Below are 21,650 nucleotides of genomic sequence, written 5' to 3'. Positions count from 1 at the left end.
AGGAAAATATAGTGAGTAAGAAAAATTTTAATATCATGCAATATTTTCTCAAAATATGTCTGAACAATATCCCCCCCCCTAAGGTTTAAATTAAAAAATAATCTTTTCATGGTATTTAAAATACCTCCTAGAAATTTTATATTTTCATAAAAAAGTTATACTACTGCTATGCATATAAATTTAAGCTTAAATTAAGAATAAGATATAAAATATCTCATTTTGAAAAAAATTATCAAAATGCTTGCTTATAGGCTTTTAGGTTAATTATTTTAATTGGGTATTTTTGTAACATACCAAACAATCAACATACAGCCTATCAATAACATTAACAATATATTTGCATTTTAGAGTACATAAAAAATCACTTAAAAAAATAATTGCAAATTTTATTTTTTAATTAAAAATAAACTTAAAAAAGTTAGCAGTAGTTATTGTAAAAATTTAATTTTATTTTCTAAAACACTTTTTGGAGTAAGTCCAATGAATTTTTCATTTATCTTGCCTTTTTCATCATAAAAAACTATCACAGGCACACCATAAATTCCACCCACGGCCTTAGACAAAAATGAGCTTGCTTTAGCTTCATACATAAGTGGTAAATTTAACTTTTTTTCCAAAAGAATTTTTTGGGCTTCTTCTTTTGATTTAGCTCCATTTAACACCGCTAAAATAGGAAAATTTCTTTCTTTATAAAGTTCATTTAGCATCGGAATTTGTACATTACACGCACCACAATCTTGCGTGAAAAAAAATAAAGCATAAGCTTGATTTGCATTTTGTGTTTTTAAGGTTTTTTCAAAACCATCGTATTTAAAAGTATAGTTTTGACTTGAATTTAAGGTTTGAAATTCATTATTTGAGCATGCACTAAAGAAAAAAATACTTATTAAAGCCAAGAAGCAATAGAAGCTTTTAGTTGTGACCATGGTTTTTCTCCTATGATTTTATCTTGCACAACTCCATCTTTAATGACAAAAGTTGTTGGTACTGCAAAAATGTTAAATCTTTGCCATGATATATCTAAATCATCTTGCAAAAATATAATATTTTTATAATCATATTTTGTAGCAAATTCTTCAAAATCTTTCCCCTTATCCACAGAATCAAGTGCTAAAATAGTGATTTTTTTAGGGTATTCGTTAGCTAGTTTTTCCAAGAGTGGTAAGTCTTTTAAACAAGATGCACAACCTTGCTCTACAAAGGTTAAAACAATGAGATTATCAAAATCAGCTAGTTTGATTTTCTCACCTTCTAAATTTTTAGCTGCGATTTCTGGTGCTTTTAAGCCTACTTTGCCGCCATTTTTATTGTTGTTTTCAAAACATGCACTTAAAAAAACTAAACATAAACAAGCTAAAATTATACTTTTAATTTTCACTTTTCATCACTCCATGGCTTAAAATGATAGTTCTATCAGCAAAAGTAGCTAAGTCTGGATTGTGAGTGATTAAAACTATGGTTTTACCATCTTGTTTTAATTTACAAAAAAGCTCTAGAATATTTTTTTCATTTGCCTCATCTAAATTTCCAGTTGGCTCATCTGCTAATAAAATTTCAGGATCATTCACTAAAGCTCTTGCTATACATAGCCTTTGTTGCTCCCCGCCACTTAATTGGCTAGGTAAATGCGTAAGTCTGTGTGAAAGCCCTACTTTTTCTAGTGCCATTATAGCGTCTTTTTGTTCTATACTTGAGTGATAAAACTGAGCTAGCATAACATTTTCTAAAGCATTTAAATAAGGTATTAAATGAAATTGTTGAAAAATCAAACCTATTTTTTCTCTTCTAATTACGCTTTTTTCTTCTTCACTTAAATTTCCAACTTCTTTATCATCTAAAAAATACTCTCCACTACTTTGAGTATCCATTAAAGAAAGTATATTTAAAAGTGTTGATTTACCTGAACCTGATGGGCCCATAATGGCTAGCCATTCGCCTTGCTTTACTTCTAGGTTGATATTTTGCAAAGCTTTAACTTCATTAAAATTACGATTTAAATTTGAAATTTTTATAATATTTTTCATCACTCACCCTTTAAATTTTCACAAACATTGATTTTTAAAGCTTTTTTTAGCGGTAAGATACTTGCAAAAAATGCAAATACTAAAGAAACAAGTACCGCAAAAAACACTGAAAGCAATCTAAAATCTATACTTGCATTAAAAATCAAATATCCAAAAATATTTGCTAAAAAATATCCGCAAAAAGCGCCAAACAAACTCGCACTCAAGCTTAAAATAAACACTTCAGCTCCAAAAAGTTTAATAACTTCTTTATGTTTAGCTCCTAGTGCAAGGTGCAAGGCTATTTCTTTTTTTCTTGAAAAAATCACTGCACTAAGAGTGGTATTTACACTCAAAGAACTAATGAGCAAAATAGTTAAACTAATCAAAGCCATCAAAGCCTTGATCTTTTCTAAAATCACACCTTCACTAATGGATACTGAAGCTATGACTTTGGCTTCTACATTAGCCTTGCTAAGTTCTTTTGCTTTTTGATCTAAGCTTTCATAATCACCTAGTAAAATAGCTTGAGCATAATTTATCACTTCTTTAGCTGCTAATTCTTGAGCTTTTTTTAAAGAGATGATTAAAACCCCATCTTGCTCATCATTGCTTCTTAAAATAGCTTTGATTTTTACTTTGACTATTTTAGATATACTTGGGTTATAAATTTGCAATTCTTGTCCTATTTTAAGCTCTAATTGTTTAGCTAAATCAGCCCCCACAAAGGCACTATCTTCACTAAAATCACTCAAAGAAAAGCTTCCTTTTAAAACCTCCATAAAAGGCTTGGTAAGCTTTAAATTTGCAAAATCAACCCCAACAACTACCGCACTTGAACTTTCAAGATTATAAAAACCATATAAAAATGGGGTTAAAGCTTTTGCTTTCAAGTTTTCTTTGGCTTGATTAAATTCATCCATGCTTAAAAACTCATCATCTTTTGGTGTGATGATAAAATTAGCTCCATAAGCTTTTAATTCTTTGGACAATTTTGTGTCAATATCAAAATAAATATTAAAAAACGAAGCACTTACCATAGCACCCATAAACACAGCTATAAAAATAATACAAACTCTTTTATAAGAAAAAATAAGAGATTTAAAAACCTCTTGCATAAAAAAATTATTTCCCATATAAAACCTCTGAAGTAGAAAGTTTAGAAATTCCTTTGATAGAAAACAAACACCCTAAAAATACTATAAGCACTGCAAAAAATAAACAAATTGGTAGGATAATCCAAGAAATTTCAATGATATGTTCAAATATACTCAAGGCGATAATCTCTGACATACCTATACCAAAAGCAAAGCCCAAAACAGCCCCAACTAAAGCTACCACAACCCCTTCTAACGCAAAAATCATATAAATTTGCAAAGTGCTAGCACCTAAAGCTTTTAAAAGCCCTATTTCACTTTTTCTTCTAAAAATATCCGCACTCATTAAAGATGATATGGCTATGGAAGCTACGATTAAGCATATAATGCTAACTACTGCCATTAAAGATTGAATTTTAGATACTATCAAACTTTCTGCATCTGAAATCGCACTCACTACTTTTGTGCTTGCACCTTTAAAATCTTCTGCAATTTGATAGGCAATAGAACTTACATAAGCAGTGCAATACCACTGATCATACTCAAGCTGATCAAGACTATCTACATCGCGTCTTGCTTTTTGTGCTAAATCATTTTCAGGTATAGTCAAAGCTGAAACTTCTGCTTTTGAGAATAAACCTTCTTTTTTAGAAAGCTTTTGTGCTAAAAGCAAAGAAGTGATGATTTTATTTGAAAAAGCTTGAGTTAAATCCATAATACCAACAATTTTTACTTTAAAAATTTGATCATTTTGCACAAGGGTAATTTCATCATCTATTTTTAAATCGTACTTTTGTGCTAAATCTATTCCTAGCATTATTTCATCTAAACTATCATCTTTTGGGTAATTTCCTTTGATTTGACTATATTTGTATAATTCTTTAATACCTGCATAAAAATCATCATCATCTTGAATCTTTATAGCCTTATCAAAATAAGTTCCCACTAAAGAGATATTTTCATAATTTGCATTTGGAGTTTGAATTTTTACCTGAGTATCTAAAAATGGCGCAAAGGCATTGATATTATTTCTCCAAAAAATTTCTTTTATAGTATGGAGCTTGTTTTCTTCTAAAAAATTTTGATTTTTCAAAGGCTCATAAATTTTATTACCCACTTCTACACTCAAACTTGCACCTTTAGGTAAAACTAAAATGTTTGATCCATAACTTCTTAATTCTTTTGTAATTTCATTACCTATACCCAAAGTAAGATTTAACATAGTAGCCATAAGTAAAGTAGCTAAAAAAATCGTTAGTAAGGCTAGAGATTTTTGGATTTTATTTTGAAAAATAGAGTTTTTTACAATCTTAACTTGCATAGTCATTTCCTAATAAATTATGAATTCTATATTTTGAAGATTTATTCATATCAATGTATTTTAAAGGATCGTTTTTAAACTCTTCATAATTTTTTTCATTAGCAAAAAAATATGTTCTTCCTTTATAAACATAAGATCTTGGTGCTTTTAAGTTAATAAGCTCGGTATGATCAATAGGATCATAAACTTTCTTTTCTACTACTTGAGTGAAAAAATTTACCCCATCTAAAATTTCTGAAAAAGGTATGATAACTTTACCATTTTCAAATTTATATTTCATAGGGATAGGATTGCACCCACCTGCCTTACCCACACTTGGTAAGAAAATTCTAACATTACATGAAATACAAATTAGCTCTCCACCTTTTTTAACATACCCCATATCTCCACATATACTACAAGCATCAAAAACTGCTACTGGAGAGTCTTTATCTTCTCTTTTGTTAATCAAGAAAAATCTTACCACTTTACCCTCATCGCTAATATAAGCAAAGCGGTGTAAGTTATTATCTCTTAATATTGCCACATCAAAAACAAATTCATTATTTTCATTTGGCTCTACATAGGTTGGCTCGTCTATGGTGATTGGTCTTGAAGCATGCAAGTCATAAAAGAGAAAAATACAAAGACTTAAAATCATAGCACTAAAAATACTTGCACTAAAATTAGTTATAGTTGAATTTTTTGCTTGATTTTTTCTAAATTCTATATCAAAATCTTTTTTCTTGCTGTTTTCACTCACTCTTTGCTTTAAAGCTAAAACTATACAAATTCCTAGCAATAAAAACCATATATATGTATAAAATTTAGCATAATATACACTTTTTGCCACATAGCTTAAATATAAACTTTCTGTTTCTATCACACCTTCTCTCATAAGGTGCAATAAAATTTGTGCTAAAGCTTCATTTAGATAAAAAATCACGATAATGAGTAAAAATAAATTTAAAAATTTAAATTCCCTTAGCCATCTTGTAAAAAGATAAACCCCAAAACACATCACAAAAGCAAGCAAAATAAGCCCAAAAGAACTAATCGCTAAAGAATCTAAAAAATTAGTGCTTAATATAGGAAAGTCGATAGAAATATGTAAGTATTTTATACCAAAAGCAAAAGATAATAAAAAAAGCAATATTGCTTGAATTTTTTCTTTTAAAAAATTATTTTTTATAAAAGAAAAAATGATAACACTTAAAAACAACAAAACAAATAAAACATCATTAGAAAAATACAACAAATCATAACTTAGTGTTTTAGCGCTAATAAAAAAAGCAAAATAAGAAAAAACAAAACCCACAAAAGCAAGTTTAAACACTAAAGAATTTTTTAGATTATAAAAAAATAAAGCACTTAAAAGTGCGTAAGAAAAAAATACTCCAAAAAAATGTACAAAATAAATCGACATGGGCTCTTCTTTGATAGAATTTATTTATAAAATCAATAATTTTATAAATAAACCCTAGCAAAAAGCTAGGGAAAAAATCACTTAGGTTTTCCTGTGTATTTAAAGTTGTATTTAACTGAAAATGGCTCAAACCATTTACCAACACCCGTTTCTTTATCAACATGGCGTCCAAAACCTTGTTTTTCTGGGCTTTCTATTAAAAATACTAACTCGTAATTTCCAATACCTGTATCCATTTTTAAATTTGCACCATAGTGAGGGCCATCATCTGCTACCATAGGCATAAGAGTTCCTGTTTTTACTTTACCATTGTCAAGATTAGTTAGCTTATAAGCTATAGTTAAATAAGGAATCCAAAAACCTTCTGGAAAGCCGTTTTTATTGCCCTTTAATGCATGAATATCTGCTTCAAGGTGAATATCTGCTAAACTTGCTGCAAGATCAATCCCTCTTGGCTCCATTTCGATTGGCTGTAAATAAACTGCTGCTATTTCCATACCATTTAATTCATAAGGATCGCCAATTGGCACCTCTGCTGCAAAAACTGAACTAGCTAAAATACTAGCTGCTGCACCTAAACTTAATAAAGTTTTTTTCATATTTTTTCCCTTTTATTTGAAATTTGCTTTGTTATAAAAATACCCATAATGAGTAAGATTAAAACCATAAACTGAGGTATGATGCTCTCATAGTAAGGATAAATTCCAAGCCATAAAATTCCTTCAAAATCAAAAGGAAGTAAGCTTGGTGTAATAACCTTGGCTTCTATGAGCTCACCAATGCCTTTGCCTGTAAAGACAAAGACCATATAAAAAATAATGTATGAAGTTATATAGAAAAATTGTTTTACTGGTATTTTTAAAGCACCAGCTTTTAATAAATAATAAAGTATTATAAGTATAATTAATCCACTAGCTAATCCTATAAATATAAAACTATAATCTGTGTTTGTTTTTGCATCAAATAATAAAGCTTGATAAAAAAGAATAGTTTCAGCACCTTCTCTGTATACAGCTAAAAACACACTAAACCATAAAGTTTTTGCTGAATTATTTGAGATAGCTTCAACTGCTTGAGTTTTTACATAATTTGCCCATTTTTTATTTTGCGCATTTGATAAAAGCCAAAAACCGACATAAAATAGTAATGCAACAGCCACAAGCATAGTAATGCCCTCTAAAAATTCTCTACTTTGCCCTGCTTGTTCTTTAAAAATCCATGAAATAAAAAATGCAGTTACAAAACTTAAAAATACTCCACTCCAAAGTGCTGAATATACTATACTTAAACGCTTTTTATTGCCACTTTGAACTAAATATAAAACTATGGCTACAACAATGATTAAAGCCTCTAAACCTTCTCTTAAGATAATACCCAAAGCCCATATAAATAAAGACATAGGTGAAGATTCTTGAATTTTACCCAAAGAATTTTCAATTAATGCACCAAGCTCATCAAAATTCTGTTTTAATTCTTCTTTAGAAGCACTTGCTTTAATAAGTGCAACACCTTTTGAAAAATAACTTTCTATTTTTAATTTTAAAGCACTATCAATAGCACCAATTTTACTTTCCATACCACTTGCTTCAAAAATATCCAAATAAACATTTTGTAAAGCATCTATGCTATTTAAATTAAAACCATCATAATTTTGTAAAATATTATTAAGTGCAATTTTTATATCATCATATACTTTAGTATAGTTTTTAGTACTCATAACACTTTCATCAAAGCCTTTAACCTGAAGTAAAGCTAATTCTTCTTTGGGTAAAGCTAGGAATGCTTCATATAATAAATCTGATATGTCTGAAATTTCATCTCTTATAGCTTTTTCATCCAAAGTGTTATTGTTGATTTTTCTTATTATAGTTCTAAGTTTTGTTTGAATTTTTTTATCCATACCCGCTTTTGTGTATCTTGCTACTAAAACTTCTACCTTTGAATTTCTATAATCTTCGAATAATGCTGATTGGATTAAATCTTTAGCTTTTTGGTAATCTTTATTTACAAAAGCCAATGCTGCTTGATCAAGTTTTGAAATCATTGAATCCATTAAAAATTGCAATCTTGCATCCATAGCTGAAGCTTCTTGTAAGGCTAATAATGTTTCGTCTTTTTGGATATTTTGCTCTTGAGTAGTTGAATTTTGAGTCAAATTTGATGATGTTTGTCCTTTAACATCCTCTCCAAGTAAAGATGCAAACATAGCTTCAGCTTGCGCTTGACGCTCTTTTTCTGCTTTTAAAGATGAGCTTTCAGCTGCTTTTTTATCATAATTTATATCACTAGCTTCAGCTTTTAATTGAAATCCTTTTTCTAATATAGGAACGACTTCATCTAAATCAAAATACAAGCTACTAATTAAAGCTTCTATCTTAGAAATATCTTCTTTATCTTTATACATTTTTCTTAAATTAATAAATTTACGCTCCATCACAATGACTTTTCTACCGACATTGCGACCAATAGAGCCTTCCATGGTTTCAAAATGCTGAAAATATGCATCTTCAGCTTTTTTCTTAGCTTCTAAATTTTTATTATCTTTATATAACACCATGCTTTCATTCAAAATTTGCTTAATATTTTGACTTTCTTTTTGATAATCAATATCCCTAGCAAGTGTTAAAGAACAAAATAAAAAAATCATTAATAAACTTATTTTTTTAAACACTATTTTACTCCGAAATGATATTCATTTTTAAAATCATAGTCACAAGTATAGTACTAGCTTTCTTAAATTTAGATAAACATTATCATTATTTATTTCATAATAAATCATACAAAAATACTACAAAATGCTACTTTTATCTACAAAATAAGATAAAAAATTATTATTTTTAGCTTTTATATTTATTTTTTATTTATTTTAACCATAAAAATAAGTTTTTCTTTGCTAATATGTATCGTTTTTTAAAATTACAAGGAGTTTTTTATGCTAGTTATTACTCATGAAAAACCAAGCAAGCTCAAAAAAATGTTAAAAAATTTAGGTTTTTGGGTGATTATAGGAATTATAGCTGGCATTTGCCTTGGCTTATTAGATAAGGAATTTGCATTAGCTAGTAAAATCGGTGTAGATTATTTTATACAAGCTTTAAAAATTCTCATAGGTCCTATTATATTTTTAACTATTGTTTTAGGTGTTATTAGTCTTGAAAGCTTAAAACAAGTTGGAAGCATAGGAGCTAAAGCTTTGCTTTATTTTGAAATAGTAAGCACTTTTGCTTTAGCTATTGGCATTTTTATGGCAAACATTATGGGACCTGGTAAAGGAATGAACCTTGATCCAAGCACTCTAGATCAAGAAAGTGTAGCTCAATTTGTTAATAAAAATATAGAAATAAGTGCGCAAAATGAAATTTTGCATATTTTAAAAGATGCTATACCTACTGATATCATAGCTGCTTTTAGCGAAGGAAAAACTTTGCAAATCTTAGTTATAGCTCTAGCTTGTGCTTTTATTATTTCGCTTATGAGAATTGATGAGAGAAAAGCTATACAAAAAACCTTAGAAATAATGCAAAGTTTTGTTTTTAAAATCTTAGAAATCATTATGTATTTTTCTCCCATCGCCGCTTTTTCTGCGATGGCTTTTTTAGTGGCAAAATATGGACTTGATTCTTTATTAAATTTGGGTTATTTGCTTATTGTTATGTTGCTTGCTTCTTTGCTTTTTATCTTTGGAGTTTTAGGGCTTATTTGTTTTATTGCTAAAGTCAATATTTTTAAATTTATGCGTTTTATCTCAAGAGAAGTTTTAATAGTTTTTGCCACGAGTTCTAGCGAATCAGCATTAGCTCCGCTTATGAGAAAACTTGAAAAAGCAGGAATTTCAAAAGCCACTGTGGGCTTGGTATTACCAACTGGATATAGTTTTAATCTTGATTGTACTAATATTTATTTGGCTATGAGTTTAATTTTCCTTGCTCAAGCTTTTAATGTAGAACTTTCTTTAACTCATGAAATTAGCATTTTAATAGTGCTTATGATAGCCTCAAAAGGTGCTGTTGGTGTGACTGGATCGGGTTTTATTATACTAGGAAGTACACTTGCGGCTTTATCTAATATGCACATTGCAGAAGCTAACAATGGCTTAGGAGCAAGTTTGGGCGAGGTTTTACCTGTGGCTGCCATTTCTATACTTTTGGGCGTGGATAAATTTATGTCTGAAATTCGTGCTGTGGGAAATTTATGTGGTAATAGCGTAGCAGCTTTAATCGTAGCTATTTGGGATAAACAAATAGACTGGGAAAAGTTTCGCTACGCTCTAGATAATCCTAAAGAATTTACTAATGCGGGTTTTGATTAAAAAACCTCTTTTTGAATTTTTTCTACATATTTTTCTCTTAGTTTTTGGGTATAAAAGCCCACCTTACCATCATTAATTACCTTACTATCTGCTTTTATAACACCTAAAATCAAAAAAGTAGCTGCGGAAATAAATACCTCATCAGCTTCATACACTTCTTTCATACTAAAAGCTCTTTGATCTACTTTAAGATCAAGTTCTTTGGCAAATTTCAAGATATTTTTACGGCGAATTCCTGGCAAAATTTCATTAGAAAATGGCTTAGTGATTAAAGTTTTATCTTTTATAATAAAAGCTGAACTACTAGAAGCTTCCGTTACTAAAGCATTTTCTACCATAAAAGCTTCAAAAACCTTAGCTTTAACAGCTTCTTCTTTTGCAAGACATTGAGCTAATAAAGAAATTGATTTTATATCCCTTCTTTTCCACCTTAAATCAGCTGTTGAAATAACACTCACCCCATTTTTAGCAAACTCATGCCCAATCACCTTGCATTCAAAAGCAAAGGCCATAATAGTAGGTTTTAACCCCTTTAAAAGAGCAAAATTTCTACTAGCAACCCCTCTAGTAATTTGCATATAAAGCCCGCCTTCTTTGAGAGAATTTTTAATGATTAATTGCTTTAAAATATTTTCAAATTCTTCTTTTGTATAAGGAATTTGTAGATCAATTTGGGCTAAACTACGCTCAAAACGCTCCCAAAATTCTTCCTTATCAGCTATTTTTGCATTTACCACAGGAACTACTTCATAAATTCCATCTCCAAAGATAAAACCTCTATCAAAAATACTCACTTTAGCTTCGCTAGCTTTTATAAATTCATCATTTAAAAATACTATTTCCATCTCTTGCATAAACTCTCCTTTTAATCAAATAAATCAATAATATCTTTTGGTAAATCAAGCTGATTAGAATAATAAAAATACTTAGCTAAAACTAAAATTCCTATATAAAATTCTATCTTTTCATCTAAAAATTGCTCTATATAAGCATGAGCATTTTGTATGATTTCTTTTGCTCTATGTGGATTAGCTAAATAATAATCAAGCAAAACTTCTACATTTTCATAATCATCATCAATCAAAGCAAAATGCTCATTTGGAACTAACTTTCCTTCCATAAACCAAGTTTCATAACGCATTTTTGGGGCTAAAACTAAAGAATTTGTTTTCATCGCCCACTTTAAGTTGCTTGCTACATCATTACCTTCCAATGAAAGTAAAAATTTAAACTGGGTTTGATAGGCTCTGCTAATTTTAAAATTTAAATTTTTAATCCATTTTTCGGCTTGAATTTTTCTACCGCCAACATGAGCAATATCACAACAAGGATTATCAAAATATCTTTCAAAAAATTTAATACGATGAGGTTGATAAATTGCACCTCTAAAAAAGAGTAAGTCTTTTTTATCTTCAAATTGGTTTTTATCTTGTATAAAATCAAAATGTCTATTTTTGTCTAATTTTAAAATGATATTATTAAAGCCATTTTCAACTGGTCTTGATTTAGCTATGCTTGGATATTTAAGATTATAACTAATATCTCCAAAACCTTTAATCCATAAAAAATCATCATTAAAATACTTACTAATCGCATAAGCATCATAAGCATAGGAAGTTTTTTTAAAGGGAAATTTTCCTATTTTTTCATAATTTTGAAAATTTTTTATATCAAAAAAATCATTTTGCAAATTGTAATAATTTAAGCGAGTAATAATATTATCTATATTTTTTGATTTTAAAAGCTCTTTGAAAATATTTTGTAATTGATTTTGATAAATTTTTCTAGGTATAAAACTTTTAGCTATGCCTTTTACATTCATCATAAATCTAGAATCTGCCATCTTTTTCTTTCTTTAATATGCAAAAATAATGTAAATTTTAACACAAGATTTCATTTACAAGACTTAAAATTTATCTTATTTAAAAACAAAAATGCTAAAATCACAAAAATCACATACTTACTAGGTAAAACAATGAAAATACAAGAATTTATTTTAAACTTTATTTTTAAAGTTTCAAATCAACCTGTTAATTTAAAAGATTTATTAGAAGCAAATGCCTTGTTAAATGAAGGTATGATGATAGATCCTGCGAAATTAAATTTTAAATTTAAGGTATTTAATTCTTATCTTATATATACCCTTTTTTGTATAGCCATTTTAGTTCCTATGCTTATCATCAGCCATTATTTTTTAACAATTATTGATTTTCATATTAGTATCTTAAGTGCTATTTTTGTTACCGCTTGTGTTTTTGTTGGCTATGATATTTTTAAAATTTATACTAGAAAAGTAATAAGCAAAAGATTATTGAAAAAAGCTTGGACTTTACATTTTCCATATTTTGCTTATGAAAAATATTCAAAAATAGCAGAAAATATTTATAATCAAGCTATTAAAGAAGAAATTCCAAAAAATCAACTTGAACAATATGTTTTGGAGAAAATCATTCAAACACAAGATTAATCTAAAAAGTCTAAAACTTGATTTTGAAAATACAATGCTTCAAGCTGTCTTTGAAGTTCTTTGTTTTCTTCATCTAAAACTAATTCTTGCGATCTTAAATCTGCTATTTCTCTACTTACATAATAAATTTGATTTCTAATATAAATTTGTGGGAAAAATATCAATAAAGCAAATGCTATCATCAAACCTGCGTATAATAAATTTTTAGGGGTTAAATTTTTATTTTCCTCACTTACTATGCTATCTAAAAGTTCGTATTTATCTTCTTGATTATATTCTTGGTTTTCTTCAAGCCTTACTTTTTCTTCTAAAATTTTTTGCTCTTGCTTAGCTAATTTTTCTTTTTCTTTTAATTCTTCTTGAGCTTTTTTTATTTTTTCTTGTTCGATTTTTTTTTGCTCTTTTAATTCTTGTTTGAGTTTGACTTTTTCTTTTCTTTTTTCTTTTAAATCTTGAAATTTTGAAGTAACAAAGACATTACTTTGAGTAAGAATTTTAGATATTTGAATAGAATCTTTTTTTTCTTGTTGTATTTTTTCTACTTTTTTTACTTCCTGCAAAGTTTTAACATTTTTAGATGGCTTAAGATTTTTATCATTTTTTTTATCAAATTTTTCTTTTTGCTTTTTGAAAAAATTGAGTTGTAATTTAAAAGGCTTTTTTTCTTCTAATTTGACATTTATCAAATCTTCTTTTAAATAAATAGCGGATTGCTTTTTAGGTTTTTCTTTATATTCTTCATCAAAGTCTGTAAATTTAGGTCTTTTTTTACGCTGTATTCTATTTTTTAATATGCGATCGCTTTCATTGAAATTGTGCTCATACTCTTCATAAGGCCTACCTTCTTTAATAGCCCTAGAATACTTCAACATTTTTTCGCGTATATTTTGTTTTTCTTTTAAAAAATCATCTTCAATCATTATTTACCTAAAATAAAAAATTCTCATTTTTGCACAACTTGATCTACTATTATAGCTTATTTCTTCTTTGGAGGCACTTATAGCTTTTTTACTTAAAATTTTACCAAGACTATGTCCTTTACCGCATTCGCATTTTATAGCTCTTTCATCACAAATGCAGTCTTTTTCCCATCTTTTAAAAGTATTTTTTACTATTCTATCCTCTAAAGAATGAAAGCTAATAATAGCTAATTTACAATCTTTTAATTTTGCTTTTTCTATATTTTCAAGTAAGGATTTTAACTCACCAAGTTCATTATTTACTTCTATACGCAAAGCTTGAAATACGAGCAAAGCTAAAGATACATTGCGTCCTTTTAACTTAGCATTTCCTATAATTTGACTTAATTCTTTTGCACTTGTAATCTCTTTTTGACTTCTTGCATTGATAATTTTTTGAGCAAGTATTGAAGCAACCGGCGCTAGATCTCCATAGTCTTTAAAAATTCGTTCTAAAGCTTCCTTGTTGTAAGAATTTACTACTTCTTTAGCACTTAAAGGATTATTTTGATCCATTCTCATATCTAAAAAATCAGAATTTAGTGAAAAACCCCTATCATTTTTATCAAGCTGCAAAGAAGATACACCAATATCGGCTAAAATTCCTCTTATGTTTTGCGTTGAAATTTGAGTTAAAATATCTTTAAAACCTATATGATTAAAACTTATTCTATCTTGAAAATTTTTTAAAAACTCTTTGGAAAAACTTAAAGCCTCTAAATCTTTATCGCAAGCAATTAATCTTAATTTTTCATGAGCTTGCAATAATGCTTTAGAATGCCCTCCATAACCCAAAGTACAATCTAAAAAATCTCCGCTATCAAAATCATCAAAAGTATTTAAAACTTCTTGTAATAAAACAGGAATATGTGGACTTTGCAAAATATACCTTTTAATATTTTTTAGTATAATACCTTAGCTAAGTTTAAAACAAGGTTTTTAATGAATAAAGAAAATATTATTTCCCAAATTCAAATTCTATCCTCATCAATGTTTAAAAAAAATTTTTTTGGAATTTGCCATGGTTCTGTTTCAGCAAAACTTTCACAAGGCTCATTTATTATCAACAAAAGCAATGCTTTTTTGAATCAATTAGATGAAAAAAATTTAAGTATCTTAAAATTTGCAAAAGATTATAGCTGGGATGAAGCAAGCAGCGATAGTGAAATACATAAAAGCATATATGAAAATATACCTGAAGCTAAATTCGTATGTTTTGCTTATCCAGCTTATACCTTATCCATGAGTTTAAATCATGATTTCATAACACCTCAAGATTATTTTGGAGAAATTTTTTTAGAAGAAATTCGAGTTTACAATCCTAAAAGTTATGAGGATTGGGATGATAGATCACAAACTGAAATTTATCGTTATATGTTAGAACAAAAACAAAATTTTGTCGTTGTGAAAGGGTATGGAATATTTGCTTATGGAAGAACAAGCTATGAACTTGGAAAAATAATAGATTTAATCGAGAATTCTTGTAAAATTATCCATTTAGCAGAGACAAATTTATCATAAAATCATAAAATTAATTTTTTATTAATCACAAATTACCTATAATTTATGGTTTAATTTAATTAATTATGGATTGGGGTAAAAATGCTCACTTGGATGCAGCATCATAAAAAATATTTAGTTATTACTATTTGGATTAGTGTTATTGCTTTTGTTGGAGCAGGTTTTGTTGGCTGGGGAAGTTATGATTTTAACACCGATAGATCAAATTCTGTTGCAAAAGTAGGCGATGAAAAAATAAGCTATGATGAATTTAATCTAAAATATTCTCAATTATTTAACTACTACTCACAATTAAACAATGGCAATTATACACAAGAACAAGCACAAAAAGATGGCTTAGATACTCAAGCTATCAATGAACTTATACAAGAAAAACTTCTGCTTTCTTATGCTAAAACTTTAGGTTTAAATGTAAGCGAAGAAGAAATTGCTTATGATTTAGCGCATCAAAAAATCTTTCATAATGCTTCAGGTGTTTTTGATAAAGATTTATATTATAATTTACTTGCAAGAAACAACTATACGCCAAAAGCTTATGAAAAAATTATCCATGATGAATTATTACTTAAAAAAATCAATGCTATTTTAAATTTACAAATCAAACAAAATGAGCTTGATATGTTTGGTGCAAGTTTTTTAATGCAAGATAATTTAAAAATTCAAATAATAAAACTTGATAATAAAAATATTCCTATTGATGAAAAAGAACTAAAACAAACTTGGGAAAAAAACAAAAACCTATATAAAACACAAAAAAGCTATGAGCTTGCAACTTATTTTTTAGATCCTAATACAATCACAGTTGTTGATAAAGAAATTCAAGCTTACTATGAAGAAAATAAAAATGACTATAAAGATTTTGCAGGAAAAATTCTAAGCTTAGAACAAAGCAAAGATAAAGTTATAAAAGATTTAAAACTTTCCAAGCTTAAACTTAAAGCTAATGAAAGCTATGTTGCTTTGAGAAAAAACGAGCTTAGTTTTGACAAAAACATCACAATAAGCGATGCTGATATTTATTACCCTTTAGAAAACATACAAAAAGCTAAAGAAAATGATTTTATCAAACCTTTTAAATTTGAAAACGGCTATATGGTTGCAAAACTTATAAAAATAAATCCTATACAGACTATGACTTTTGAGCAAGCCAAAAATGAAGTGAGCAAACTTTACATCAGAGAAAAAACTAAAACTTTATTAGAAGAAAAAGCAAAGCTTGCCCTAGATAATTTCCAAGGTATAGATATAGGAACTTATAGTCGCGACTCAAGTAAAGGAGCAAAAGTAGGTGAAATGATAAATGATGCTGAATTTAGTGAGTTTTTAATGCATGTATTTGACTCAAATAAAGCTAAATCTTATGTTTTATTTGATGATAAAGCAATAGTTTATGAAATTACAAAGCAAACTCTAGAAAACAAAGATAAAGAAGAAATTTATAAATTTATCATAGAACAAAGTGCCAAACAAACTAAACAAGCTTTACTTAAGGAAGAATTATTAAAAAAACTTATAGAATTATATCCAATCCAACGCTATTATAAAGGAAATACAAATTGAATATTTTAGGAATTGATTTAGGCTCAATACAAACTTGTGCTATTTTGGCACAAAAAAGTGAAGAAGGACTTAAAATCATTGGTTTTGGAAAATCAAAATCAAATGGTATAAAAAAAGGAGCAATTACCAATATAGAACTTGCTTCAAAATCTATAGAAGAGGCAGTAGCTGATGCACAAATGATGTCAGGCGTGCATTATGATAAGGTAATTGTATCTATTTCAGGTGCTTATGCAAAAAGCGTAGATAGCATAGGTGTAGTCAATATACCAAATCATGAAATAGGTATTAAAGAAATTCACAGAGCAGTAAGCACAGCAAAACATACCGCAAATATACCTAGTGGATATGAAATCATTCATGTATTGCCTTATAATTTTAAAGTAAATGATCTTGAGCATGTAGAAGATCCTTTGGGAATGAGCGGAAATCGCCTTGAAGTTTCTACGCATATTGTAATCTCGCAAGAAGTGCATATTAAAAATCTAAAAAAAGCAGTTGAGCTTGCTGATCTTAGAGTAGATAATATCGTTCTTTCAGGATATGCTTCTTCTATCGCATGCTTTGATGATAGTGAAAAAGAATTAGGTGCTATTTTAATCGATATGGGTGGAGCGGTTTGCGATATGGTCATTCATGCGGGTAATTCTATACGATATAATGAATGCTTACAAATTGGTTCAGTAAATATCACTAATGATTTATCCATAGCTTTGCATACCCCACCAAAAGAAGCAGAAAAACTAAAATTAAATTATGCATCTTTAGCACAAAATGAAAACTCAATTATACAAATTCCATATATGGGTGATGAAAAAAGAAAAAATGAAGTTTCAGTAGAAGTTATATCTAATGTTATTTATGCAAGAATTGAAGAAACTATTATTATTTTAGCTAAAATGCTAAGTGATAATGCTTGTGCAAATCAAGCAGGAGCAGGTATAGTATTAACAGGTGGAATGACAAAATTTGCAGGACTTGACAAACTTGCTTCAGCTTATTTTGATAATAAAGCTGTTAGAATAGCGACCGCAAAAAAAGATACTATGGATGGCTTTAAAGAAATTTTTGAAGATGCAGAAAATAGCTGCGCTATAGGTCTTTGTTTATATGGTGGTGGACATTTTACTCCTTATGAATTAGATTCTAATGAAAAACTAAGATACAAAGGAGAGCCTGAATTTATCAACAAACAGATAAAACAAAATCTCACCATAGAAGAACATGAAGAAGAAAATAAAAATTTTGAAGAAATTTTTCAAGAACAGAGAGATTTTGAAGATGAAAAAACAGAATTAACAAAAGTTGAAACCAAAAAAGATAAAAAATCAAGTTTTATGCATAATTTTTGGAATAAATTAATAAACCAGTTCTAATAGGAGATACAATGAGCGAATATCTAGTAGAAGAAATGCAACACGCAAAAGGTGCAAAAATAAAAGTCATAGGCTGCGGTGGCGGTGGCGGTAATATGATAGATCATATGGTAAATATGGGCTTACATGATCTTGATCTTATCTCAGCAAATACTGATGCACAAGCTATAGCAAAATCTTTAGCAAAAACTAGAATTCAACTAGGTGAGAAAAAAACTAAAGGTTTAGGTGCTGGTATGCAACCAGAAATTGGAGCAGAAAGTGCAAGAGAAAGCTTTGAAGAAGTAAAAGCAGCTTTAAGTCAAAGTGATATAGTATTCATTTCAGCAGGACTTGGTGGTGGAACTGGTACAGGTGCAGCTCCTGTTGTAGCACAAGCTGCTAAAGAAGTAGGCGCATTAACTGTTTCGGTTGTAACTATGCCTTTTGCTTTTGAAGGAAAACAAAGAAAAAAATTAGCTGAAGCTGGCTTGGCTGAATTAAAAAAAGAAAGTGATTCTATCATTGTAATCCAAAATGAAAAACTTCTTAGTATACTTCCAAAAAAAGCAGGTATAAAAGAAGCATTCAAACTAGTTGATGATATCTTAGCTAGAGCTGTTAGAGGTATGGTGTCTATTCTTTTAGAAGATGGCGATATCAATGTTGACTTTGCAGATGTTAGAACTGTTATGAGCCATAGAGGTTTAGCTTTAATGGGTGTGGGTCATGGAGAAGGTGAAAATGCTATCATGGACGCATTATCAAGCGCTATAGAATCTCCATTATTAGATGGTATGACTATGAAAGGCGTTAAGGGCGTGATTATCCATTATAAAATTGGACCTGAATGCTCATTGATAGAAATTTCACAAGCTACTCAAAGCATTAGTGATATAGCAGATGAAAATGCAAAAGTAATCTTTGGTGCAACTACTGATGAAAGCATGGGCGATCGTGTTGAAGTAACTATTATTGCTACAGGTTTTGAAGATAAAGCTGAAATAGAAAGTGCTAAAGAACAAGAAGAAAGTAAAAAAAATAGCTATATGAATTTGCGTAAAGCTAGCGGTGGGTTTGATGAGGAAGTGATTTCTCAACTTGATGTTCCTGCTTTCTTGCGTCGTCAAATGGATTAATTTGTAAGTAAAAATCCTTATATGAATTCTTCATTATTATGTGATTTTTACGAACTAAATATGGCTTATGCTTATTTTAAACAAAATATGCATAAGCAGATTGTTTATTTTGAAGTTTTTTTTAGAAAAGTTCCTGATAGTGCTTCTTATGCTATTTTTTGTGGATTAGAGCAAATCATAAATCATATTAATCATTTTTCTTTCTCTAAAGATGACATAGATTTTTTAAAAAATACTAAAAAATTTGATGATGATTTTTTAAACTACCTTTTAACCTTAAAATTTAGTGGAGATATACTAAGTGTTAAAGAAGGTGAATGTATTTTTGCTAATACACCTTTAATGATCATCAAAGCACCTATAATAGAAGCTTTATTATTAGAAACTTTCATACTTTTAACTCTAAATCATCAATGTCTAATTGCCACTAAAGCTAACAGAATTACTCAAATTACAAAAGAAAAATTACTCTTAGAATTTGGCTCTCGCAGAGCCCATGGAGAAAGCGCAGCTTTAAATGGTGCTAGAGCTGCTTTTATAGGTGGTTTTCATGCAAGTGCTTGTACTTTAGCTGGGAAAAAATTTAATATTCCTATTAGCGGAACTATGTCTCATGCTTGGGTACAAATGTTTGATGATGAGCTAAGTGCTTTTAGAGCATATTGTCAAATTTATAAAGATAATATAAGTCTTTTGATTGATACATATGATTATAAAAAAGGTATTGAAAATGCTATTTTAGTTTTTAATGAGTTAAATGCGCAAGATTCTATGCAAAATTATTCCATCCGTATTGACTCAGGAGATTTGCTGAAAATCTCTAAATATATTAGAAAAAAACTAGATCTTGCTAACTTAACAAAATGCAAAATCATAGCTAGTAATGCCTTAGATGAGTTCATCATAGAAAAATTACTAAAAAACAAAGCTCCGATCGATGCTTTTGGTATTGGAGAAAAGCTTATTACTTCAGCAAGCTCGCCTATTTTTGGAGCTGTTTATAAGCTTGTTGCATTAGAAAAAAACAATCAAATCATCCCTAAAATAAAAATCAGCGCAAGCTCAAGCAAAACAACCTTGCCACATTTTAAAAAACTCATAAGGTATTATAAAAACAATAAAGCAAGTTTTGATATTTTATATACACATGATGAGAGTATCAAAAATTATCAAGGTCATACATATAAAAATTTACATAAGCTTATTTTTAAAGATGGAAAATTAATCTATGGGCTTCCTAACTTGAAAAATATTCAAGAGTATCATAAAAAAAGTGTTGATAGTTTGGATTTTAAACTAAAAAAACTTCAAAATCCAAGTATTTATAAAGTAAAAATTTCTAAAAAATTACAAAATATGCAAAAAACTTACTTAGAAAAAAATTAATCTTTTTCTCTAAGTTTTACTTCATCTTCTACTTCAAGTAAAAATCTATCAACAAGCTCATCTTCTTTTAATTTTGCTACCACTTCACCATGTCTTATAACTAAACCTTGATTTTTTCCAAAAGCAATAGCCACATCAGCGCCCTTAGCCTCACCCAAGGCATTTACAACACAACCCATAACACTTATATTTAATGGTTCTTTTATATGTTTAGTTTTTTCTTCTACTATCTTAATCGCTTTAATCAAATCGCTTTGAATTCTTCCACAAGTTGGGCATGAGATGATATTTACTCCACTCTTTTGCACTCCACTATCTTGCAAAATCGCTCTTGCTACTTTAATCTCTTCTTCAAGTTCCCCTGTCATAGAAACTCTCATTGTATCGCCTATACCTTTTAAAAGCAAATTTCCTAAGGCAATCGAACTTTTAACAGTACTATGAAATTTAGTTCCTGCTTCAGTAACCCCTAAATGAAACGGATAATCACAAAGTGGTCTTAGAGCTTCATAAGCTTTTATGGTATTTTGCACATCTGAAGTTTTCATAGAAATTTTAATGTCAAAAAAGTCTAAATCTTCTAGTAATTTTATATTATATAAAGCGCTCTCAAGCATAGCCTCTATATTATAACCATATTTATCGCTAAATTGCTTTTCTATAGAGCCATGATTTACCCCTATTCTAATAGGAATTTTTCTTTGTTTACAAGCTTGCACCACTTCTTTTATATTTTCTTTTGAGCCTATATTTCCCGGATTAATTCTCACCCCATCGATAAATTCAGCACAAAAAACTGCTAGCTTATGATTAAAATGTATATCCACTATTAAAGGCAAGGGACTTTTTGCTTTGATTTCTTTTAAAGCTCTTGCATCTGCCATGTCCAAACAAGCTAAACGCACTATATTTGCACCGGCAAAATAAAGCCTATTAAGTTGCTCTAAACAACCTTCAATATCTCTTGTTTTAGTAAAAAGCATGGATTGCACAGAAATAGGTGCATCACCACCTATTAAAACATCGCCTACTTTTATTTGTCTTGTTTTATATCTTGTCATTAAAATCACTCTAAAAATATTTTTATATAATTTTAATAATTTAATCTAAAAATATCAAGGATTTAAT

At 28.8% G+C, this 21,650-nt stretch carries 20 protein-coding genes; 7 read left to right on the top strand and 13 right to left on the bottom strand.

Annotated elements, in window-relative coordinates; genetic code table 11:
* Positions 1 to 428 precede the first annotated feature (428 nt).
* The 8 genes from L8W40_RS05215 to L8W40_RS05180 all read right to left on the bottom strand — a co-directional run bounded on the left by L8W40_RS05215 (position 429) and on the right by L8W40_RS05180 (position 8,473).
* Positions 429 to 926, bottom strand: coding sequence for a TlpA disulfide reductase family protein (locus tag L8W40_RS05215; RefSeq protein ID WP_318529482.1), 498 nt, complete (start codon positions 924 to 926; stop codon positions 429 to 431).
* Entirely contained in the window at positions 887 to 1,378 is a 492-nt protein-coding gene (locus L8W40_RS05210; RefSeq protein WP_220566705.1) for a TlpA family protein disulfide reductase, read from the bottom strand. The genes L8W40_RS05215 and L8W40_RS05210 overlap by 40 nt, the downstream gene beginning before the upstream one ends.
* A complete protein-coding gene (locus tag L8W40_RS05205; RefSeq protein WP_012661870.1) occupies positions 1,368 to 2,024 on the bottom strand; it encodes an ABC transporter ATP-binding protein in 657 nt (218 codons plus the stop codon). The genes L8W40_RS05210 and L8W40_RS05205 overlap by 11 nt, the downstream gene beginning before the upstream one ends.
* The gene (locus tag L8W40_RS05200; protein WP_263659662.1) at positions 2,024 to 3,139 is read right to left on the bottom strand and encodes an ABC transporter permease; all 1,116 of its coding nucleotides are present in this window, start codon (positions 3,137 to 3,139) and stop codon (positions 2,024 to 2,026) included. The genes L8W40_RS05205 and L8W40_RS05200 overlap by 1 nt, the downstream gene beginning before the upstream one ends.
* Complete coding sequence (locus L8W40_RS05195) at positions 3,129 to 4,421, bottom strand: ABC transporter permease (protein ID WP_263664854.1); 1,293 nt, start codon at positions 4,419 to 4,421, stop codon at positions 3,129 to 3,131. The genes L8W40_RS05200 and L8W40_RS05195 overlap by 11 nt, the downstream gene beginning before the upstream one ends.
* Positions 4,411 to 5,826: a Fe-S-containing protein gene (locus tag L8W40_RS05190; RefSeq protein WP_263664853.1), complete on the bottom strand. Its 1,416-nt coding sequence runs from the start codon at positions 5,824 to 5,826 to the stop codon at positions 4,411 to 4,413. Before L8W40_RS05190 ends, L8W40_RS05195 begins: the two co-directional genes overlap by 11 nt.
* Positions 5,827 to 5,903: 77 nt before the next feature.
* On the bottom strand, positions 5,904 to 6,425 hold the full coding sequence (locus L8W40_RS05185; RefSeq protein ID WP_012661874.1) for a ferrirhodotorulic acid transporter, periplasmic binding protein: 522 nt from the start codon (positions 6,423 to 6,425) through the stop codon (positions 5,904 to 5,906).
* Complete coding sequence (locus L8W40_RS05180) at positions 6,422 to 8,473, bottom strand: FTR1 family iron permease (RefSeq protein ID WP_263664852.1); 2,052 nt, start codon at positions 8,471 to 8,473, stop codon at positions 6,422 to 6,424. The genes L8W40_RS05185 and L8W40_RS05180 overlap by 4 nt, the downstream gene beginning before the upstream one ends.
* 285 nt (positions 8,474 to 8,758) lie before the next feature.
* On the opposite strand from L8W40_RS05180, the gene L8W40_RS05175 reads away from it, so the two are divergent.
* Positions 8,759 to 10,135: a cation:dicarboxylate symporter family transporter gene (locus L8W40_RS05175; RefSeq protein WP_263662183.1), complete on the top strand. Its 1,377-nt coding sequence runs from the start codon at positions 8,759 to 8,761 to the stop codon at positions 10,133 to 10,135.
* Here L8W40_RS05175 and L8W40_RS05170 read toward each other — a convergent pair.
* Positions 10,132 to 10,989 (bottom strand): D-amino acid aminotransferase, encoded by an 858-nt coding sequence (locus tag L8W40_RS05170; protein ID WP_263659666.1) that lies wholly within the window; start codon positions 10,987 to 10,989, stop codon positions 10,132 to 10,134. The genes L8W40_RS05175 and L8W40_RS05170 overlap by 4 nt on opposite strands.
* A gap of 11 nt (positions 10,990 to 11,000) precedes the next feature.
* Complete coding sequence (locus L8W40_RS05165; RefSeq protein WP_263664851.1) at positions 11,001 to 11,978, bottom strand: glycosyl transferase family 90; 978 nt, start codon at positions 11,976 to 11,978, stop codon at positions 11,001 to 11,003.
* A gap of 132 nt (positions 11,979 to 12,110) precedes the next feature.
* On the opposite strand from L8W40_RS05165, the gene L8W40_RS05160 reads away from it, so the two are divergent.
* The gene (locus L8W40_RS05160; RefSeq protein ID WP_133319905.1) at positions 12,111 to 12,602 is read left to right on the top strand and encodes a hypothetical protein; all 492 of its coding nucleotides are present in this window, start codon (positions 12,111 to 12,113) and stop codon (positions 12,600 to 12,602) included.
* Here the strand turns inward: L8W40_RS05160 and L8W40_RS05155 are convergent.
* Together L8W40_RS05155 and rsmH are read right to left on the bottom strand one after the other, a co-directional pair.
* Positions 12,599 to 13,522: a hypothetical protein gene (locus L8W40_RS05155; RefSeq protein ID WP_263659738.1), complete on the bottom strand. Its 924-nt coding sequence runs from the start codon at positions 13,520 to 13,522 to the stop codon at positions 12,599 to 12,601. The two genes, L8W40_RS05160 and L8W40_RS05155, sit on opposite strands and share 4 nt — an antisense overlap.
* A 3-nt stretch (positions 13,523 to 13,525) precedes the next feature.
* The gene (gene rsmH, locus L8W40_RS05150; RefSeq protein ID WP_263664850.1) at positions 13,526 to 14,443 is read right to left on the bottom strand and encodes a 16S rRNA (cytosine(1402)-N(4))-methyltransferase RsmH; all 918 of its coding nucleotides are present in this window, start codon (positions 14,441 to 14,443) and stop codon (positions 13,526 to 13,528) included.
* A 60-nt stretch (positions 14,444 to 14,503) separates the two neighbouring features.
* Between rsmH and L8W40_RS05145 the strand changes: the two genes are divergently transcribed.
* The 5 genes from L8W40_RS05145 to L8W40_RS05125 all read left to right on the top strand — a co-directional run bounded on the left by L8W40_RS05145 (position 14,504) and on the right by L8W40_RS05125 (position 20,522).
* The gene (locus tag L8W40_RS05145; RefSeq protein WP_263659740.1) at positions 14,504 to 15,082 is read left to right on the top strand and encodes a class II aldolase and adducin N-terminal domain-containing protein; all 579 of its coding nucleotides are present in this window, start codon (positions 14,504 to 14,506) and stop codon (positions 15,080 to 15,082) included.
* An 81-nt stretch (positions 15,083 to 15,163) separates the two neighbouring features.
* Positions 15,164 to 16,642: a peptidylprolyl isomerase gene (locus L8W40_RS05140; RefSeq protein WP_263664849.1), complete on the top strand. Its 1,479-nt coding sequence runs from the start codon at positions 15,164 to 15,166 to the stop codon at positions 16,640 to 16,642.
* A complete protein-coding gene (gene ftsA / locus L8W40_RS05135; protein ID WP_220566695.1) occupies positions 16,639 to 18,018 on the top strand; it encodes a cell division protein FtsA in 1,380 nt (459 codons plus the stop codon). Before L8W40_RS05140 ends, ftsA begins: the two co-directional genes overlap by 4 nt.
* Positions 18,019 to 18,029: 11 nt before the next feature.
* Complete coding sequence (gene ftsZ, locus L8W40_RS05130; protein WP_039626779.1) at positions 18,030 to 19,136, top strand: cell division protein FtsZ; 1,107 nt, start codon at positions 18,030 to 18,032, stop codon at positions 19,134 to 19,136.
* Positions 19,137 to 19,157: 21 nt separating this feature from the next.
* On the top strand, positions 19,158 to 20,522 hold the full coding sequence (locus L8W40_RS05125; RefSeq protein ID WP_263664848.1) for a nicotinate phosphoribosyltransferase: 1,365 nt from the start codon (positions 19,158 to 19,160) through the stop codon (positions 20,520 to 20,522).
* Here L8W40_RS05125 and ispG read toward each other — a convergent pair.
* Positions 20,519 to 21,583 (bottom strand): flavodoxin-dependent (E)-4-hydroxy-3-methylbut-2-enyl-diphosphate synthase, encoded by a 1,065-nt coding sequence (ispG, locus tag L8W40_RS05120; protein WP_250322407.1) that lies wholly within the window; start codon positions 21,581 to 21,583, stop codon positions 20,519 to 20,521. The two genes, L8W40_RS05125 and ispG, sit on opposite strands and share 4 nt — an antisense overlap.
* Positions 21,584 to 21,650: the final 67 nt, after the last annotated feature.

This window comes from Campylobacter sp. IFREMER_LSEM_CL1846 (assembly GCF_025772105.1).
Lineage (GTDB): Bacteria > Campylobacterota > Campylobacteria > Campylobacterales > Campylobacteraceae > Campylobacter_D > Campylobacter_D lari_D.
This window is presented reverse-complemented; position numbering and strand designations above follow the sequence as displayed.

Bases quoted from the DNA above. Each gene is read 5' to 3' on its own strand.
- L8W40_RS05165 (WP_263664851.1), bottom strand. From the start codon at position 11,978: ATGGCAGATTCTAGATTTATGATGAATGTAAAAGGCATAGCTAAAAGT.
- ispG (WP_250322407.1), bottom strand. From the start codon at position 21,583: ATGACAAGATATAAAACAAGACAAATAAAAGTAGGCGATGTTTTAATA.
- L8W40_RS05180 (WP_263664852.1), bottom strand. From the start codon at position 8,473: ATGATTTTTTTATTTTGTTCTTTAACACTTGCTAGGGATATTGATTAT.
- L8W40_RS05145 (WP_263659740.1), top strand. From the start codon at position 14,504: ATGAATAAAGAAAATATTATTTCCCAAATTCAAATTCTATCCTCATCA.
- L8W40_RS05205 (WP_012661870.1), bottom strand. From the start codon at position 2,024: ATGAAAAATATTATAAAAATTTCAAATTTAAATCGTAATTTTAATGAA.
- L8W40_RS05125 (WP_263664848.1), top strand. From the start codon at position 19,158: ATGAATTCTTCATTATTATGTGATTTTTACGAACTAAATATGGCTTAT.
- L8W40_RS05140 (WP_263664849.1), top strand. From the start codon at position 15,164: ATGCTCACTTGGATGCAGCATCATAAAAAATATTTAGTTATTACTATT.
- ftsZ (WP_039626779.1), top strand. From the start codon at position 18,030: ATGAGCGAATATCTAGTAGAAGAAATGCAACACGCAAAAGGTGCAAAA.
- L8W40_RS05185 (WP_012661874.1), bottom strand. From the start codon at position 6,425: ATGAAAAAAACTTTATTAAGTTTAGGTGCAGCAGCTAGTATTTTAGCT.
- L8W40_RS05215 (WP_318529482.1), bottom strand. From the start codon at position 926: ATGGTCACAACTAAAAGCTTCTATTGCTTCTTGGCTTTAATAAGTATT.
- L8W40_RS05200 (WP_263659662.1), bottom strand. From the start codon at position 3,139: ATGGGAAATAATTTTTTTATGCAAGAGGTTTTTAAATCTCTTATTTTT.
- L8W40_RS05175 (WP_263662183.1), top strand. From the start codon at position 8,759: ATGCTAGTTATTACTCATGAAAAACCAAGCAAGCTCAAAAAAATGTTA.
- L8W40_RS05155 (WP_263659738.1), bottom strand. From the start codon at position 13,522: ATGATTGAAGATGATTTTTTAAAAGAAAAACAAAATATACGCGAAAAA.
- L8W40_RS05160 (WP_133319905.1), top strand. From the start codon at position 12,111: ATGAAAATACAAGAATTTATTTTAAACTTTATTTTTAAAGTTTCAAAT.
- L8W40_RS05190 (WP_263664853.1), bottom strand. From the start codon at position 5,826: ATGTCGATTTATTTTGTACATTTTTTTGGAGTATTTTTTTCTTACGCA.
- L8W40_RS05170 (WP_263659666.1), bottom strand. From the start codon at position 10,989: ATGCAAGAGATGGAAATAGTATTTTTAAATGATGAATTTATAAAAGCT.
- L8W40_RS05195 (WP_263664854.1), bottom strand. From the start codon at position 4,421: ATGCAAGTTAAGATTGTAAAAAACTCTATTTTTCAAAATAAAATCCAA.